The sequence below is a fragment of the Olivibacter sitiensis DSM 17696 genome, from assembly GCF_000427965.1.
Classification (GTDB): domain Bacteria; phylum Bacteroidota; class Bacteroidia; order Sphingobacteriales; family Sphingobacteriaceae; genus Olivibacter; species Olivibacter sitiensis.
In genome coordinates, this window is sequence record NZ_ATZA01000018.1 from 33281 (window position 1) to 49806 (window position 16526).

Here is a 16526-nt window from a genome sequence, read left to right on the forward strand (position 1 = left end):
GTAGAATCCAAGTTGGATGGATGACAGGATAGTAAAGCAGAATACAGACAGATAGGCTAATATGAAAGAATAGCACAATGAATATTAATAACCCCTTTAAAATATTGTCTCCCAACGAAAGGTGGGCACCGACACAAAGCCAAATGGATGCTTTTCAAAACGCCTATGAAAAGCTGTTACCGCCATTGGTTTATAAAATCAGGCTTGCAGTTGCTAAATGGCGTGACGAAAATTATGCAGGTGCATCCGACACGACAAAATCACTTTTGAATTTTTGGTTTAATCAAGAGCATTTAATCGGGCAGACAAAATTCAGTTTTTTCTTTTCACAACGTGAAGCCATTGAATCAATCGTTTATCTGTATGAAATAGCCAACGCAAAAGACAAATACGAATTGATGAAGTTTGATTTATCAGGTCGTATCAGCACGGGTATGTTTGACGAAAACTGGACTCGTTACGTGGTAAAAATGGCAACAGGTGCGGGTAAGACGAAAGTGATGGGCTTGACTTTGGTTTGGTCTTATTTCCACAAACTCTATGAAGCCGACAGCACTCTCTCAAAAGATTTTTTGGTGATTGCTCCAAACATCATCGTTTTAAATCGTTTGAGAAAAGATTTTGATGGACATAAAATGTTTTTTGACGAGCCTTTTATTCCTGACAATGGATTTGACAATAAAGACTGGAAAAACGATTTTCAATTAACGCTTCATATTCAAGATGACTTAAAACCTATAACAGAATCTGGAAACATTTTCCTGACCAACATTCATCGAGTATTTTTCAATGAAGAACCTGAACAGAGTTTTGAAACAACTTTCTTAGGCGTAAAACCAAAACCTGACGCAGACACATCAAAAGGCTTAGACCTTGGTAAAATTCTGAGAAGCGATAAAATCAAAAATCTCGTTGTGCTGAACGACGAAGCCCATCACATTCACGATAGTTCATTGGCCTGGTTCAAAAGCATTGAAGACATCAACAATAAAATCAAACTGAAAACCGGCAACGGAATCAGTTTACAAGCAGACTACACCGCAACACCAAGACATAACAACGGAGCCATTTTCGTTCAAACCATTTGTGATTATCCGTTAGTAGAAGCCATAAAACACAATGTTGTTAAATCGCCTGTTTTGCCTGACGAAACATCAAGGCAAAAAATTCAGGAAAAAGACAGCAACGATTTTGTTGAACGATACCGTGACTACATTCATTTGGGCTATTTGGAATGGGAACAGCAGTATGAAGAACTGAAAAATCACAAAACACCAATTCTGTTCATTATGACGATGAACACCAAAGAAGCAGACCAAGCCGCAGCTTTTTTGGAAGCCAATTACCCGAAAATGAAAAATTCGGTGCTGACTATTCACACCAATAGTTCAGGTGAAATTGCATCCGATAAAAAGAACCTGACAAAAAAAGACAAAGAAGAATTAGACAAATTACGCAAAGCAGCGGACGATATTGACAAAGACTATTCGCCTTACAAAGCCGTTGTGTCGGTTTTGATGCTTCGTGAAGGTTGGGATGTTAGAAACGTTTCAACCATTGTCGGACTACGCCCTTATGGTGCGGATTCTAAAATACTTCCCGAACAGACTATTGGTCGTGGTTTAAGAAAAATGTTCTCTCTCGACACACCCGAAAAATTGGTGATTGTTGGAACACCTAAGTTTTTGGAGTTTGTCGAAGAACTGAAAACCGAAGGCGTTGAATTCCAATACAGCCCAATGGGTAAAGGTACAAAAGGAAAATCGCCTGTTATTGTTGAAGTGGACAAGGAAAATCACGACAAGGATTTAGATAAACTGGATATTCCGATTCCACAAATGAGTCCGAGAATTTATCGTGAGTTCAAGAATTTGGAATTCATTGACGTAAGTAGACTCAAAAACGAAAAAGTTCCCCTTAAAAAATTCAGTTCGGACGAATTGCAAGAAATTGTATTCAATGATATTGAAGGCAACCTTTCTCACAAAACAGTTTTTAAAGACACAGTTCCCGACTATCGAAATGTAATTGGCTTTTTCACTTCTTCTATTTTAAAAGACAGCCGATTGGTTAGCGGCTTTAATATTCTTTATCCGAAAGTTGAAAGCTTTATCAAGTATCAGCTTTTTACCAATGAAGTTGAATTGAGCAACCCGCAGACATTAAGAAATCTTTCCGAAGTAAAGCCAAAGGAAGTTTTACGAACCACGTTCAAAAAGGCAATTGATGAACTAACCGTAACCGATAAGGGAACAGCAGAAGTAAAAAACTATATTTCGCTAAAACTAACCAAACCAAAGGTTGCCGAAAACCAACCTTTCCTTGTTCCTAAAAAATCGGTATTCAACAAAATCATTGGCGACAATCCGTTTGAACTGGAAGTAGCATCATTTCTTGAAAGTCGTTTTTCAGATGTAATTGCCTATGCCAAAAACACAATGGGCGAAGGCGGTATCAACTTCAAAATTGAATATCAGGCTCAAGACGGAAACATTCGGGAATATTTTCCTGACTTCTTTGTAAAAACTGGAACGAGCACTTTTTACATTCTTGAAACCAAAGGCAGAGAAGATTTAGACGATTGGCTAAAAATTAAACGATTGACAACTTGGTGTAAAGACATCAACAATGCGCAAAGCGAATACACATACAATCCTGTGTATGTAAAGCAGGAAAAATGGGATGAGGTAAAGAACAATCTGAAATCATTCCAAGACCTTGTTTCTATATTTTTTATTAAAGACTTCCGCAAAAAACTTTCTAAGGAAGACGCTATTCAACTCATCAAAAAGGGTGCAGACGTATCAAACTTTGGCGACCCTGTGGAATGGCAGAAGAAAGACAGAGCGGAGCGTAAAATCAATGGGCTATGAGATTAATAGATAGCAACATATTGATTTACGCTGCAAAGCCAGAATTTCCGCAATTAAAGGAATTGTTGGGAGAAGAAGATTTGGCTGTTTCTGAATTAACCAAACTTGAAGTATTGGGGTATCACGGTTTAACTGAGGAAGCCGAAGAATACTTCAAAGCCGTATTTTCATTGGTTACCATTTTGCCAATTACAAGTGAAGTAATTGATAGAGCTACTGAACTAAAGCAGCAAAGAAATATGAAATCGGCTGATGCGATAATTGCCGCAACAGCATTATTGTATTGCACAGAAATAATTACAAGGAACACAGGCGACTTTGACCACATTCCTGGTTTAACAGTAAACAATCCAATTGACAATTGATGAGTTTGAACGATACAGATAAAGACCGAATCATTGAACTGATAAAGGCAGGTGAAAAACTGCCAAAGGAATTCATTTACAAACTTTTTGCAGATGAAGAAGATGTATTTCTTTTCTGGAACGGAAGAAAAGAAGATGTTACCAATGTAGCCCTGCCCTTTCACAGCATTGAGCATATAGACGAGCCACGCAAAGAAGAAAAGAAGCAAGGCGATATGTATGAAATGTTTGACACCCGAGGGCGACAACTCAAAGGCTGGACAAACAAATTGATTTGGGGCGATAATAAATTGATACTTTCTTCATTGGCAAATGGCCCTATTCGTGATGAAATAGAAAAAGAAGGCGGTTTAAAACTCATTTACATCGACCCACCTTTTGCCGTAGGTGCTGACTTTGGTTTTGAAATTGAAATTGGCGGAGAAAAAGCAGAAAAGAAACAAAGTATTATTGAAGAGATTGCATACCGTGATACTTGGGGGAAGGGCATTTCTTCTTATTTGACTATGATGTATGAACGGCTGAAATTGATGCACAATTTATTGGCGGAGGATGGAAGTATTTATGTGCATTGTGATTGGAGGGTAAGTTCATATCTACGGTTATTATTGGACGATATATTCGGAGCAGAAAATTTCAGAAATGAAATTTATTGGTATTACTACAATAAGATGCCCGATACTAGAAAAGGAGTTTTCCCAAGAGCAACTGATACGATTTTTTGGTATGTAAAAGATAAATCTAACTACACTTTTACGCCAATTGAAGAAAAGCGAGATAATCCAGTCAAGCAACTGGTAAGAAAAAAAGTTGATGGTAAAATGATTAATGCAAGAGATGAGTCAGGTAATGTAATGTATCAAATGAGAGATGCAAGAGTTGTCGACAATGTATGGCGGCTTTCAATGCTTCAGCCAGCTGATGATACTGAAAATTTAAACTATCCCACCCAAAAGCCTGAAACCGTTCTTGAACGTGTTATTTCAGCAACAACAAACGAAGGCGATTTAATTGCCGATTTTTTCTGTGGCAGCGGCACTACAGCAGCAGTGGCAGAAAAACTGAACAGAAAATGGATTACAACAGACCTTGGCCGGTTTTCAATCCATACAGCACGTAAGCGTTTAATTGGTGTGCAAAGAGAACTACAGGCAAGTGGTAAAGATTTCAGAGCCTTTGAGATTCTCAACTTAGGCAAGTATGAAAGGCAGTTTTTTATGGACGACCTTACCAACGGCAAACGCAAAGCCAAAGAAGATTTGTATGTGGATTTGATTTTGGAAGCCTACAAAGCCAAGAGAATTGACGGACATAGTGCATTGCACGGTCAAAAATCAGGCAGGTTTGTGCACGTTGGTCCTTTAGACGTTCCGGTTACACAAAGCCGATTGATGGATATTTTTGAAGAGTGCCGTAAAAATCTTTATACGCAGGTTGATGTTTTGGGCTTTGAGTTCGAAATGGGCTTAACGCCCCAGTTCATTCAGGAGCTGAAAGAGAAAGGCGTTTCCATTACTTTAAAATACATACCCAAAGATGTGTTCGACAAACGAGCCGTTGAGAAAGGACAAGTAAAATTTTTTGATGTAGCTTACCTGAACACAAAAGAGAAAATAAAAGACAAGTCTATCACTATCGAATTGACCGACTTTGTCACCCACTACACCCAAGACGACATAGAAGAATTGCAACAGTCAATGAGGGCAGGCAGCAAGGTGGTGATTGAAGATGGGCAGATTATCAAAGTAGAAAAAGATAAAAACGGAATCATTACCAAAACCATCCTCACCAAAGATTGGCACGACTGGATTGACTATTGGGCAATTGACTTCAATTACGAAGACAAAAAGGAAATCATCAAAATCAAAAACGAATCAGGCGAAACCGAAGAACAATGGACGGGCAACTACCTGTTTGAAAACGAGTGGCAGAGCTTCCGCACCAAGAAAAATCCAACGCTTGAATTTACAAGCATTGCCTACGAATACAAGAAAGCGGGCAAATACAAAGTGATGGTGAAAGTGGTTGATATTTTAGGAATTGATACGAGTAAGATTATTGAAGTGCATATCAAATGAGAAAGGAAGCAAAACACTTGTATCAAAAAGCCATTGACTCATTAACATTGAGTATTGAGCTTTTCAATCGCCCGAACGATTGCGGACGAATACACGGTGTTTTGATTTTTATGGATCATTCTTTTGAAATGTTGCTCAAAGCAAGCATCATTCATAAGGGCGGTAAAATCAAAGAAAAAGGAGCAAAAGAAACAATCGGCTTTAGTGCTTGTGTGCGGAAAGGATTTAGCGATAATACGATCAAATTCTTATCTGAAACGGATGTTTTGACTTTGCAGACTATTAACGGATTGAGAGACGCAGCCCAACATTACACACTTGAAATGTCGGAGCAATATTTATATTTTCAAGCCCAAGCAGGTTTGACCCTTTTCAGGGATATTGCCAAAAAGGTTTTCAATATTGATTTAAAGACCCAACTGCCGGTAAGGGTTTTGCCACTTTCCACTACTCCGCCACTGGATATTCATGCATTTTTTAGTACAGAAGTTCTGGAAATCAAAAAACTACTCGCACCAAAGAGCAGAAAGAAACTGGAAGCCACAGAAAAATTAAGGGCATTAGCGATAATGGAAAATGCTATTCAAGGAAATGAATCACAACCATCAGACACAGAACTGAAAGCATTAGCAAAACGACTTTCAAAAGCTACAAATTGGGGTCAACTTTTCCCGAGTGTTTCAACCTTATCATTTACTCAAAACGGTTATGGCCCTTCATTGGACTTGAGAATAACCAAATCAGAAGGTGTTCCCGTGACGGTTGTTCCCGAAGGAACACCAGGGGCGGGTGTGGTTGCTATTAAACGAGTAAACGAATTGGACTTTTACAACCTCGGAAGAGACCAACTAGCGAAGAAATTGGGCTTGACTGGCCCAAAGACGACAGCAGCCGTGAAACATTTTGGTATCAAAGAAGACCCTGAATGTTTCAAGCACTTAAAAGTAGGTAACGTTCCATTTGACAGGTATTCACAAAAAGCAATAGAGAAAATAAATGAAGGACTAAAGACAAAAACGATTGAAGAAGTTTGGAATGAAAGATAAGAGCCAAGGCACAAGCTAAAATGGGGAGGCTTTTGTTTTTAAAAGATGATAATCAATGCCCGAAACAAACCGCATAGAATACAAAAGAGAGCTCAATATCGATGTGGATATTGAAAAGGAGGTTATAGCCTTTTTGAACTACCATGAGGGCGGTGTGATTTATATCGGCATTGACAAGACCGGCAATGTCGTGGGCGTATCGGACGCAGACGGTGATGCGCTCAAAATCAAAGACCGTATCAAAAATAATATATCGCCATCGGCCATGGGGTTGTTTGACGTAGTGGTGGAGGAGCGCGAGGGCAAGGAGATTGTAAAAATCACTGTAGCCAGTGGCAGCGAAAAGCCGTACTTCAAGAAAAAATACGGGATGACCGATAAAGGTTGTTTTATCCGCGTAGGCACAGCTGCGGAGCCAATGCCGCAGGGGATAATTGATAAACTATTCGCTACCCGTACCCGGAATTCTATCGGCAAAATCCGGTCGAACCGGCAGGATTTGACTTTTGAGCAGCTTCGCATTTATTACGAAGAAAAGCGGAAGCCGCTCAATAGCCAATTCAAGAAAAGTTTGGAGTTGCTCACCGAAGATGGTGCGCTCAATTATGCAGCCTACCTGTTGGCTGATGAAAACGGTGTTTCCATCAAAGTGGCGAAATACAGCGGTACGAATCGGGTGGACCTGATTGAAAACAACGAATACGGTTATTGTTCGCTAATAAAAGCTACCAAAAGCGTATTGGATAAAATCGAGTTGGAAAACCGGACGGCAACGCAGATTACGTCCAAAGAACGGATAGACCGCAGGCTTTGGAATCCGGTGGCCATCCGCGAGGCCGTGATAAATTCGATTGTGCATAACGACTTTACCCGTGAGGTGCCACCCAAATTCGAGGTTTTTGCCGACCGTATCGAAATCACTTCGGCAGGCATATTGCCGGAGGGATTGAGCGAAGAAGATTTTTTCGATGGGGTCTCCATTCCCAGAAATCGAGAGTTGATGCGGGTGTATCGGGATTTGGAATTGGTGGAGCAACTTGGTTCAGGTGTACCTCGAATTTTGGAGAGTTATGGAAAAGAATGCTTCCGGTTTATGGGTAATTTTATCAGGATGACATTTCCGGCTTCGGAAACGGTTGCCCCCCAAGTCACCGAACAAGTCACCGAACAAGTCACCGAACAAGTCACCGAACAAGTGTTGAATTTATTGGCAGTGGCAGACCAAACCGGACGTACAAGTGCAGAATTGATGGCGTTGGTCGGAATTAAGCATCGTCCTACGTTTCTATACAATTACCTTCAACCCGCAGTTGATAAGGGATTGCTGGAAATGACCATACCCGATAAGCCCAAAAGCAGCAAACAACGTTATGTATTGACAGCGTTGGGAATGCAGATGGCACAAAAGATTGATAAGGATTAAAATGGCTTGAGCATGGAGAAACCACTTATTTCAATGATCGAAGTTCAATTAAGGAACTTTGTTGAATCGTTACGGTCAGCAGACGAAGAAATCCGTAAGCAATTGGATTTTGGTTATTCTTGGGATGGACAAACTGCTTTATTGTTTGAAATTCGTCCGCAATGGAATGATTCAACGAAAATCTTAGAATTACCATTTGCTAAGCTTCGTTTTGTTAAGTCTTCTAAAATTTGGAAATTGTATTGGATGCGTGGATCTGGAAAGTGGGAAGCTTACGAGCCACAACCGGATAGTACTGATCTGCATGAATTGTTGAACGAAATTAAAAATGACGCGTACGGTTGTTTTTTCGGATAATGGGAAAGGGCGAGCTGAAACTCTTCAATCTGGGAAGTGCACTCCCAATTGCGAACGCACTGCGTTCACACTTCGATGCGGAGAATAAGCGTTTTTATGTCCGCATATATTGCGGAGAATAACTTTGGGATGCGGAGATTATTGCTTATATTTGCCGTATAATTTGCGGAGAATGTATATCCATCAATTACATCATTGGCCTGATTTTACATGGAATGCGGATGAAATAGGCCCGCTCTTGGCAGCGGTACGCTTTAAACAAGGAAAGCTTTTGGGTTATATGGAGCATTTAGGGTTCGACTTAAAAGCGGAAGCGGTGTTGCAGACCCTGACCCAGGATGTGGTTAAGTCCAGTGAAATCGAAGGGGAGATGTTGGACATAGACCAGGTACGGTCTTCCATTGCCCGTCGCCTTGGGCTGGATATTGTTGGCTTGGTACCTTCGGATCGGCATGTTGACGGTGTGGTGGAGATGATGTTGGATGCCACACAACGGTATGATCAACCGCTGTATGAAGAACGGTTGTTTGGCTGGCACGCGGCATTGTTTCCCACGGGTCGTAGCAATATGTATCGTATTGTGGTCGGTGATTGGCGGAAGAACACAAAGGATGATCCCATGCAAGTGGTGTCAGGGGCAATGGGCAGGGAGAAAGTGCATTTCCAGGCACCCGATAGCGAGAAGTTGCCGGTAGAGATGGAGCGTTTTTTGACGTGGTTCAATAGCGATACAGCCATCGATCCGATGTTAAAAGCCGCGGTTGCCCATCTTTGGTTTGTAACCATACACCCTTTCGAGGACGGCAACGGACGGATATCAAGGGCGATAGCGGATATGCAATTGGCAAGGGCAGACGGAAGCCCCCAACGTTTTTATAGCATGTCGGCCCAAATCCGGCAGGAGCGCAAGCACTATTATTCGGTACTGGAGAAAACCCAATCGGGCGATTTGGATATCACGGAATGGTTAACATGGTTTCTCGAATGCCTTGGGCGTGCAATCGATGCTTCGGATGTGGTGCTGGCTTCGGTAATGCACAAAGCTAAACTTTGGATGATGCCGGTAGCACAAACGTTCAATGACCGCCAACGATTGATGTTGAATAAACTACTGGACGGTTTCGAGGGGAAGCTGACATCTTCTAAGTGGGCAAAGATTGCCAAATGCTCGCAGGATACGGCTACACGGGATATACAAGACTTGGTCGTAAAGGGGATACTGGTGAAGGACGAAGCCGGAGGAAGGAGTACGAACTATTTGCTTACAGTATAGTGTTTCGGCTCTAATTTGTACTTTATTTACATAAAGTACTGTCAATCAATATAAACTACATTTTGCATCGAATTAAGTCCCATGAATTGATCCCCTGAAACACCAATAACAATGCCTGAAACCAGCCGCATAGCATATGAACGAGAGCTCAGTCCCAAAAACAAAATACAGCATTCACACGTTTTGACAAAAACAACATGACTATTCACGCCATGAAAAATCTATTTATCATACTTACCTGCAGTTTATGGTTCCTTGGACTATCATCCGGCCAGGCAGCCAAACTATCCGTTTCGCCAGCCGACAGCGCCACCGTCATATTAGATGATATCCTATTCAAAGCCGTCGACTATCAATTGGACGCCGCGACAAAAACCGCAACGGCCACGTTGACCTTGCTCAACCAAAAAGATGTACCTCGTGAACTCAGGCTGAATGTATTCGGTACGCAGATCGTGGACAACAAGCGCAACAGCTACTATATTTCCACGATTTCCCTGGGTAGGGTGCAGGTGCGCTTTGAGGACAGGCAAAACTACCTCAACTACCTGCTCCAGCCCGATCAGCCAGTGACGCTGACCATCACTGCCACTGGAATTTCCGCTGACTCGGATGTAGTGCAATTGGTGAAAATCGTGTTTGAGGACAGCAAGGAAGAAGGTCGCTTCATTGAGGCATTTGTAAGCGGCGTACCAGAGGGAAAAGATGACATGCGATAGTAACGGCCACGCAGACACCAAGATCAAGATTGAATTTTTTTTTGGGAAGTCCCATTTTGGGATTTCATTTTTTGGCTGGTTCGTCCATGTTGTGCAATTCCTGTAAAACTTCATAGCAGCAGGGATAACACGTTAGGCTATCTCCCTTTGGAGGGGCGCGGTGGCATTGAGGGGGAGGTGGTACATGCAACCGTCTCTATGCCCTTTGGAACATATCTGGGAGCTTGCGGACGGTAGAAATTGCGGCGTAGGTAGGCGGAACTATGCACGGCGGCCTTGAGCAATTGGCGTCAAGAATGCCGATGGTCAGGGGATATGATGGTTGAATGCAGCTTTGACCGATAGCAAACTGTAAATTGCCAAAGCCTAGCGTCCATCTGGTAGAAGCCACCAAAGCCCGGCAAATTTTCCGCAGCCGCAAAAGCATTCTTTATTTACTTTCTTTCGCGTTTGCAAAGAAAGTAAAAGCTCTGGCCCGGCTTGTGGGCCAGAAGGGAAAGAGCTGACAAAAGGTATTCGAAATATTAAAATCAACGATTTCATTTTGTCATTAGTCAAAAAGGTGCTATATTCAGCTGCCAATTTATTGTTAAACGCTAAATGACGAAAACAAAATTATTTCTTAGTAGCTTTTTGATGTGGCATATAGCATATGCACAAGCGCCATTTGAAACTTATACGCAGCAGATCCAAAACACCGATTTGACCTTTACCATGCAGGCTATCCCTGGAGGGGAATTTGATATGGGGAGTGCAGAGGGGAATCCCGATGAACAGCCGGTGCACAAGGTGAAGATCCATCCGTTTTGGATGTCTACCCACGAGGTGACCTGGGATCTCTATGAACTATTCGTATACCGCGATTTCGAACTGTCACGCAGTGGAGGCAGCGTAGCTCCAGAGGTAGATGCAGTGACCCGCCCAACCAAGCCCTACCTGGACATGACCTTCGGCATGGGAAAGGAGGGGCACCCGGCCCTTGCCATGACCCAATATAATGCCATCCAGTTTTGCAAATGGTTATACGCCCGTACGGGCATTTTCTACCGTTTGCCTACCGAAGCCGAGTGGGAGTATGCCTGCCGTGCCGGTAGCGGTACTGCCTATTATTTTGGTGACGAGGAGTCGGCACTGGCAGATTATGCCTGGTATAAGGGCAATAGTGGCAATAGGACGAACAAGGTAGGACAAAAGAAACCGAATGCGTGGGGTCTTTATGATATGCTGGGCAATGTTGCCGAATGGACTTATGATCAATATATAGCTGACTATTATAGTCGGTTTGCAGGTGAAACGGCCGAGAACCCGGTCGCGATACCGGACAAGCTATATCCGCATAGTATCCGCGGTGGTTCTTTTGAGGATGGGGCCAGCGATCTCCGATCTGCTTCGCGCCTTGCTTCGGACCCTTCTTGGAAACAAATGGATCCTCAGATTCCCAAAAGTAACTGGTGGTTTCCGGAGGCACCATTTATAGGCATTCGGCTGGTGAGGCCATTAAATCCACCTTCTGAGGCCGAAATAAGGGCATATTACGACAAGGCACCTATTGAAGATTACTAACTATTAACCATCATTTATAAACTGAATCAAATGGATAGAAAAACTGTGGGCGAACAGCGCCGTGAATTTCTGAAAACATCGGCCGTTCTGGCAGGTGGTGCCATACTGAGCGGCGTGCCCTTTGCTGGGGCACATGCCGGAGTGGACGATACGATTAAGGTAGCCGTGATAGGATGCGGTGGCCGTGGCACGGGGGCGGCTTTTGACGCCATTGCTTCTGGTGCAAACTTGAAGATCGTGGCGTTGGCCGACGCATTCCGCGATCGGTTGGACGAGGCCTATACCAAGCTTTCCGAACGTCATGCCGATAAGCTGGATATGCCCGAAGACCATAAATTCGTAGGATTCGATGCCTATAAGAAGGCCATCCCGCTGGCAGATGTCGTCATCCTTGCCACCTCGCCCGGATTCCGCCCCGTCCATTTCGAAGAGGCCGTGAAGCAGGGTAAGCACATATTCATGGAGAAGCCGGTGGCCGTTGACGTGCCGGGCGTACGAAGAGTGTTGGCCGCAGCGGAAGAAGCCAAGCGTAAGAAACTGAACGTGGTAGTAGGGCTGCAGCGTCGCTATCAAGCCAGCTATAGGGAGGCCATCGGACGTATACATGATGGAGCCATCGGCGATATTGTGTCCGGACAGGTATACTGGAACAGCGGTGGCGTGTGGGTGCGCGAACGTCAACCCGGGCAAACCGAAATGGAATACCAGATGCGCAATTGGTATTACTTCAATTGGCTATGTGGAGATCACATCGTGGAGCAGCACGTCCATCAGCTGGATGTGGTAAATTGGGTCAAGGGAGCCTATCCGGTATCCTTTCAGGGTACGGGTAGTCGCGCTTGGCGTACAGGAAAGGAGCATGGTGAGATTTATGACAACCACACCGTAGAACTTACCTATGCCGATGGTTCGGTAATATACAGCCAGTGTCGGCATTTTGAGGGTACGGCAAACCGGGTAGATGAGACGTTCCAGGGCACGAAAGGTAGGGTGTACTTATCGGCCGGCAACGATGGCGTGCTGTGGGACCACAAGGGTACCGAGCTTTTCAGTCATCCGAAGCGGGGTAATGCGAATCCCTATCAGCATGAGCACGTCGAACTATTTGAGGCGATAGGCAAGGGAGAATATAAGTTTCAGGATGCCGAATATGGAGCCTACAGTACACTTACGGGTATTATTGGTCGGCTGGCCACCTATTCCGGACAGGTAATCAAATGGGACGATGCCTTGAAATCGGACATCGATCTGGCACCGGAAAGGTTGGCTTGGGACGCACCGCCTAAAGTATTGCCAAACGATGACGGTTACTATCCCTATGCCATACCTGGACAAACGAAGGTAATATAGTGAAAGCTGCCGGAAGTGCCCTGTTGTTTCTTTTGAGTTTGTTTTTGCAGTCATGGAATGCAAATTTCAGAGACCTCCGCAAATATACCCTCAAGGGATATGCGCAGGGCACGGATTACACCATCGCTTACTATGCGGAAGGTGCCGTGGTAGACCAGCGTCAGGTCGATAGCCTCTTGGCGGTCATCGACAGTTCGATGTCGCTATATAAGCCCTATTCCTTAATCAATAAGATTAATGCCGGCCCTAAGGGGTCTTATGCAATTGATGCGCATTTCCGCAGGGTGCTAGGCAAATCGTTTGAAATTGTAAAGGACAGCCAAGGGATCTTTGACGTTACAGTAGCTCCTCTGGTACAGCTATGGGGCTTTGGTACGGCACCGGTAGATCGCTTTCCCGATAGTGCAGCCGTGAGGCAGGCCCTTCGTTGTGTGGGGATGGAAAAGATCAGGTTGAAAGGCAACTATTTAGAGAAACTGGATGCCTGCGTCCAGCTCGATTTTAACGGCATCGCGCAAGGATATACCGTAGATGTGCTGGCCAATATGCTTGAAGATTGCGGCATTAGGCACTATGTGGTGGAGCTGGGAGGTGAGCTGCGCGTGCGAGGGCCTAAGCCAGATGGCTCTCCCATGCGGATCGGGATGGAACGGCCCGCAACAGAATGGGGCGATAGCCCCCTTGTACAGGATGTCATGTCAATAACCGAAGGCGCCATAACTACTGCCGGCAATTACCGTAGGTACCTTCAGGATGGAGATCATAGGGTGTCGCATCATATCGATCCAAAGACTGGGTATCCCTTTGACACGGAAATCATCAGTGCAACCCTTTACGCAAATGACGCGTTGACAGCGGATGGCTATGATAACGTGTTCATGGCAATGAAGGCTGCCGAGGCAGTCACCTTTGCAAACGCAAGAAAGGATATGGAGGTTTTCGTTGTGTATAGGGACCGCTCGGGTGTTGTAAGAGACACCATGAGTACCGGGTTTAGGGATCTGTTGATCAGCAAATAAATCCATGTATCCTGCGTCGATCACTATCAGAGTCCTTCCGCTGAGGTAACACGACGCATTAAATGAATATTGTAAAAATGAGGATATATATTTAAATAATACAAAAACAATTAATATGTTAATTTAGTTTATTGAATAATATATAATGTGAAAAACGTCATTATGAATGCAACGAAAGTGGGCGGCACCACGAAAACCGCCCCAAAATATGGGACATACGGACGTGACCAAACTGCTTGAGCAAACCCTGGAAAACGAAAAAGCGACCGACGTGGCACTCACCGAGGTTGCGGAAAGTTTCGTGAACCAGCAAGCCGCAGCCGAGTAGGCAAAAGGATATTTAACGAAACCCCATGGACCAAATCCATGGGGTTTTTTGTTGCCGTCTTTTGGGGGCACACAAGAGTATCGGCTCGTCATCTGTTCAACGAGCTTCGCTAAGCCGCAGAACTGGAAAGAAAGGCATCTGTTTTATATTCAATTTAAATGATCGTGACAAGCTCTTCCTTAGGCAGGCGTACTTTCTTGAATTTTGCGTAGAAGTCGTTTGCTTCATCGCGATAGCCCAATGCAAGCAGTACCACGCTTCGCAGTCCCTTTTCACTCAGCCCCAGCAGGCGATCGAATTTTTCGTTGTCAAAACCTTCCATTGGCGTTGCATCCACTTTTAATGCTGCCGCCGCGATAATGCCTGTCCCCAAGGCGATATAGGCTTGCCTGGCCGCCCAGGTGAAGTTTTCTTCGGGCGTTCTGCCAAGTAAATGCAGCTGCAGGGATTTTTTGAACTCGGCTAATTGCGCTGCCGCAATGCCTCTTATCTCGGCCGTGTAGCCGATGTAGTTGTCTATGAACGCCTGATCTATCCTGTCTACAGCGGCAAACACCAATAAGTCCGAGGCCTCCGTAATTTGGGGGTTGAAGGAGCCCTCGCCAAGTTCCTTTCTCAGGTTCGTATCCTTAACGACAAAAATGCGGTACGGCTGCATTCCCGCAGAGGAAGCACTGAGGCCAATAGCCTCTATAATCTCCTGCAAATCGGCATCTGCCACTTTCTCCTTGCCGTATTTCTTTACGGCATATCGCCAGTTTAGGCTTTCTCTTAAATCCATATGCTTGTTTTCTTTTAATGGTAACAGGACAAAATTCCGTATTTATTGTTTATTTTTGTCACTTACTGACAAAAAGTAATGGTGACATTTGGGTAACAAGGTATATGGAAGTACAACATCATAATCATCAAGCCTGTTACAAGCGGGTGATGGCCGTCCATGATACCATGGATGTGCTGGGGGGCAAATGGAAGATCTCCATTTTGTCGTCGCTCGGCTTTGGCAAGAAGCGTTATTCGGAAATCTTGAAAGAGGTAAACGGTATCTCGGGCAAGATGCTGAGCAGGGAGCTGAAAGATATGGAGATGAACCTGCTTATAAAGCGTACCGTGCTGGAAACGCAGCCCGTGACGGTGCAATACGAACTCACCGAATACTGTGAAAACCTGATGCCCATTATTTTTTCGCTAGCGGAGTGGGGGACAGCGCACCGACAAAGGGTTTTGGCCAAATGGGGTAGGTAGTGGCTTGTCTTGCATATAGCTAACAATTTATCCCAAGGGGTCAGTAGGGAGGCAACCCATCTCCTTTTTTCGCTCTTAAGGCAGAAGCAATTTCCCTCAGTGCGCTACTTGGAGTGAGGAACAGTTGTGGGCTAATTTGGAAAAAAGATTAAAACAAGTCGGAATGGGCCCCTGTTCGTACCAGCTCTAGAAGATTTATCTGTTCGTTTTCATCCCAAATAAGCAATAGGTCTGGTTTTATGTGGCATTCCCAATAACCTTTGTAATCTCCGCTTAATTTATGTGCTTTGTGTTTTTTGTGCAGGCCTTTATGCCCCTTTTCAGCCAGTGTGCTGACTAACTATTGTAATAATTCTAGATCCTTTGCAGAGTGCTTTTTAAGTAATTTCAGATCTTTAAGGAATTTTGTTGAGGTTACGATTTCAAACATTGCATCAGATGCTGTTAAAGAGCGCTTCAACGCTTTTGAATTTTTTGCCTCTGCCAGCTTTTAATTCGTTCATGGCGGCGATAGTTTCAGCGTTTGGAATGCCAGCGTCCTTTTTTACCTTGATACTGACTCCCAACTCTTTTAGTAGTTCCTTAACCAAGAGAATCTTGTTGTCTGGTACTTTTATTTCAAGTGTTTGCATATACAAATTTACTCAAAAAAATGAAATTTAAAATAATGCAGATGAAAGATTAGTTGCGAGAAAGTAGCAAGATTTAGTAGTTGGTATTTAGCAATTAGACAGGATGGCGTGCGGCGCTGGCAGTTCCCGGCGGTTGAGCTTGTCGAAACCAGAGGGCATGGTCTGGGAAAACTGATGCGGTAGCGAGGTTGCTGCAAGGGATACATATTACCTCTGTACTAGACCATCATGCGGCGCTTGAAAGACTTCCATAGG

Annotated in this window: 15 protein-coding genes and 1 pseudogene; 13 read left to right on the forward strand and 3 right to left on the reverse strand. The window is 44.1% G+C overall.

What is annotated here, in order from left to right; translation table 11 throughout:
• Nucleotides 1-77 precede the first annotated feature (77 nt).
• From A37S_RS24445 to A37S_RS26655, 12 genes and pseudogenes are all read left to right on the forward strand, one after another.
• Nucleotides 78-2873: a DEAD/DEAH box helicase gene (locus A37S_RS24445; protein ID WP_084163868.1), complete on the forward strand. Its 2796-nt coding sequence runs from the start codon at nt 78-80 to the stop codon at nt 2871-2873.
• The gene (locus A37S_RS0111115; RefSeq protein ID WP_028297045.1) at nt 2870-3238 is read left to right on the forward strand and encodes a type II toxin-antitoxin system VapC family toxin; all 369 of its coding nucleotides are present in this window, start codon (nt 2870-2872) and stop codon (nt 3236-3238) included. The genes A37S_RS24445 and A37S_RS0111115 overlap by 4 nt, the downstream gene beginning before the upstream one ends.
• The gene (locus A37S_RS0111120) at nt 3238-5316 is read left to right on the forward strand and encodes a site-specific DNA-methyltransferase (RefSeq protein ID WP_028297046.1); all 2079 of its coding nucleotides are present in this window, start codon (nt 3238-3240) and stop codon (nt 5314-5316) included. Before A37S_RS0111115 ends, A37S_RS0111120 begins: the two co-directional genes overlap by 1 nt.
• Nucleotides 5313-6362, forward strand: a complete 1050-nt coding sequence (locus A37S_RS0111125; RefSeq protein ID WP_028297047.1) for a DUF3644 domain-containing protein — start codon at nt 5313-5315, stop codon at nt 6360-6362. The genes A37S_RS0111120 and A37S_RS0111125 overlap by 4 nt, the downstream gene beginning before the upstream one ends.
• Nucleotides 6363-6417: 55 nt before the next feature.
• Nucleotides 6418-7785, forward strand: coding sequence for a Fic family protein (locus A37S_RS0111130; RefSeq protein ID WP_028297048.1), 1368 nt, complete (start codon nt 6418-6420; stop codon nt 7783-7785).
• Between the two features lie 12 nt (nt 7786-7797).
• Nucleotides 7798-8142: a DUF3024 domain-containing protein gene (locus A37S_RS0111135; RefSeq protein WP_036602284.1), complete on the forward strand. Its 345-nt coding sequence runs from the start codon at nt 7798-7800 to the stop codon at nt 8140-8142.
• A 172-nt stretch (nt 8143-8314) separates the two neighbouring features.
• Entirely contained in the window at nt 8315-9415 is a 1101-nt protein-coding gene (locus A37S_RS0111145; RefSeq protein WP_028297050.1) for a Fic family protein, read from the forward strand.
• 212 nt (nt 9416-9627) lie between these two features.
• On the forward strand, nt 9628-10134 hold the full coding sequence (locus tag A37S_RS24450; protein ID WP_051293038.1) for a hypothetical protein: 507 nt from the start codon (nt 9628-9630) through the stop codon (nt 10132-10134).
• Nucleotides 10135-10770: 636 nt separating this feature from the next.
• A complete protein-coding gene (locus A37S_RS0111160; protein ID WP_036602300.1) occupies nt 10771-11697 on the forward strand; it encodes a formylglycine-generating enzyme family protein in 927 nt (308 codons plus the stop codon).
• Between the two features lie 30 nt (nt 11698-11727).
• Nucleotides 11728-13047, forward strand: a complete 1320-nt coding sequence (locus A37S_RS0111165) for a Gfo/Idh/MocA family protein (RefSeq protein ID WP_028297052.1) — start codon at nt 11728-11730, stop codon at nt 13045-13047.
• Entirely contained in the window at nt 13047-14066 is a 1020-nt protein-coding gene (locus A37S_RS0111170) for an FAD:protein FMN transferase (protein WP_036602287.1), read from the forward strand. Before A37S_RS0111165 ends, A37S_RS0111170 begins: the two co-directional genes overlap by 1 nt.
• Nucleotides 14067-14268: 202 nt before the next feature.
• Nucleotides 14269-14394 (forward strand): annotated as a pseudogene (locus A37S_RS26655) (DUF892 family protein); the annotation flags it as partial.
• A 154-nt stretch (nt 14395-14548) separates the two neighbouring features.
• On the opposite strand, the gene A37S_RS0111180 reads toward A37S_RS26655, so the two are convergent.
• A complete protein-coding gene (locus A37S_RS0111180; RefSeq protein ID WP_028297054.1) occupies nt 14549-15175 on the reverse strand; it encodes an NAD(P)H-dependent oxidoreductase in 627 nt (208 codons plus the stop codon).
• Nucleotides 15176-15279: 104 nt separating this feature from the next.
• On the opposite strand from A37S_RS0111180, the gene A37S_RS0111185 reads away from it, so the two are divergent.
• Nucleotides 15280-15639 carry a winged helix-turn-helix transcriptional regulator gene (locus tag A37S_RS0111185; protein ID WP_028297055.1) on the forward strand — a complete coding sequence of 120 codons (360 nt, stop codon included), beginning with the start codon at nt 15280-15282 and terminating at the stop codon, nt 15637-15639.
• A gap of 148 nt (nt 15640-15787) precedes the next feature.
• Here A37S_RS0111185 and A37S_RS28305 read toward each other — a convergent pair whose 3' ends face one another.
• Together A37S_RS28305 and A37S_RS0111190 are read right to left on the reverse strand one after the other, a co-directional pair.
• Nucleotides 15788-15967, reverse strand: coding sequence for a type II toxin-antitoxin system RelE/ParE family toxin (locus A37S_RS28305; RefSeq protein ID WP_084163873.1), 180 nt, complete (start codon nt 15965-15967; stop codon nt 15788-15790).
• 106 nt (nt 15968-16073) lie between these two features.
• Nucleotides 16074-16271, reverse strand: a complete 198-nt coding sequence (locus tag A37S_RS0111190) for a hypothetical protein (RefSeq protein WP_028297056.1) — start codon at nt 16269-16271, stop codon at nt 16074-16076.
• Nucleotides 16272-16526 lie beyond the last annotated feature (255 nt).

What these genes read in the sequence shown, in the direction of transcription:
- A37S_RS0111185 (WP_028297055.1), top strand. Translation starts at nt 15,280, where the DNA reads ATGGAAGTACAACATCATAATCATCAAGCCTGTTACAAGCGGGTGATG.
- A37S_RS0111180 (WP_028297054.1), bottom strand. Translation starts at nt 15,175, where the DNA reads ATGGATTTAAGAGAAAGCCTAAACTGGCGATATGCCGTAAAGAAATAC.
- A37S_RS0111165 (WP_028297052.1), top strand. Translation starts at nt 11,728, where the DNA reads ATGGATAGAAAAACTGTGGGCGAACAGCGCCGTGAATTTCTGAAAACA.
- A37S_RS24445 (WP_084163868.1), top strand. Translation starts at nt 78, where the DNA reads ATGAATATTAATAACCCCTTTAAAATATTGTCTCCCAACGAAAGGTGG.
- A37S_RS24450 (WP_051293038.1), top strand. Translation starts at nt 9,628, where the DNA reads ATGAAAAATCTATTTATCATACTTACCTGCAGTTTATGGTTCCTTGGA.
- A37S_RS0111125 (WP_028297047.1), top strand. Translation starts at nt 5,313, where the DNA reads ATGAGAAAGGAAGCAAAACACTTGTATCAAAAAGCCATTGACTCATTA.
- A37S_RS0111145 (WP_028297050.1), top strand. Translation starts at nt 8,315, where the DNA reads ATGTATATCCATCAATTACATCATTGGCCTGATTTTACATGGAATGCG.
- A37S_RS0111190 (WP_028297056.1), bottom strand. Translation starts at nt 16,271, where the DNA reads ATGCAAACACTTGAAATAAAAGTACCAGACAACAAGATTCTCTTGGTT.
- A37S_RS0111115 (WP_028297045.1), top strand. Translation starts at nt 2,870, where the DNA reads ATGAGATTAATAGATAGCAACATATTGATTTACGCTGCAAAGCCAGAA.
- A37S_RS0111135 (WP_036602284.1), top strand. Translation starts at nt 7,798, where the DNA reads ATGGAGAAACCACTTATTTCAATGATCGAAGTTCAATTAAGGAACTTT.
- A37S_RS0111120 (WP_028297046.1), top strand. Translation starts at nt 3,238, where the DNA reads ATGAGTTTGAACGATACAGATAAAGACCGAATCATTGAACTGATAAAG.
- A37S_RS0111130 (WP_028297048.1), top strand. Translation starts at nt 6,418, where the DNA reads ATGCCCGAAACAAACCGCATAGAATACAAAAGAGAGCTCAATATCGAT.
- A37S_RS0111160 (WP_036602300.1), top strand. Translation starts at nt 10,771, where the DNA reads ATGTGGCATATAGCATATGCACAAGCGCCATTTGAAACTTATACGCAG.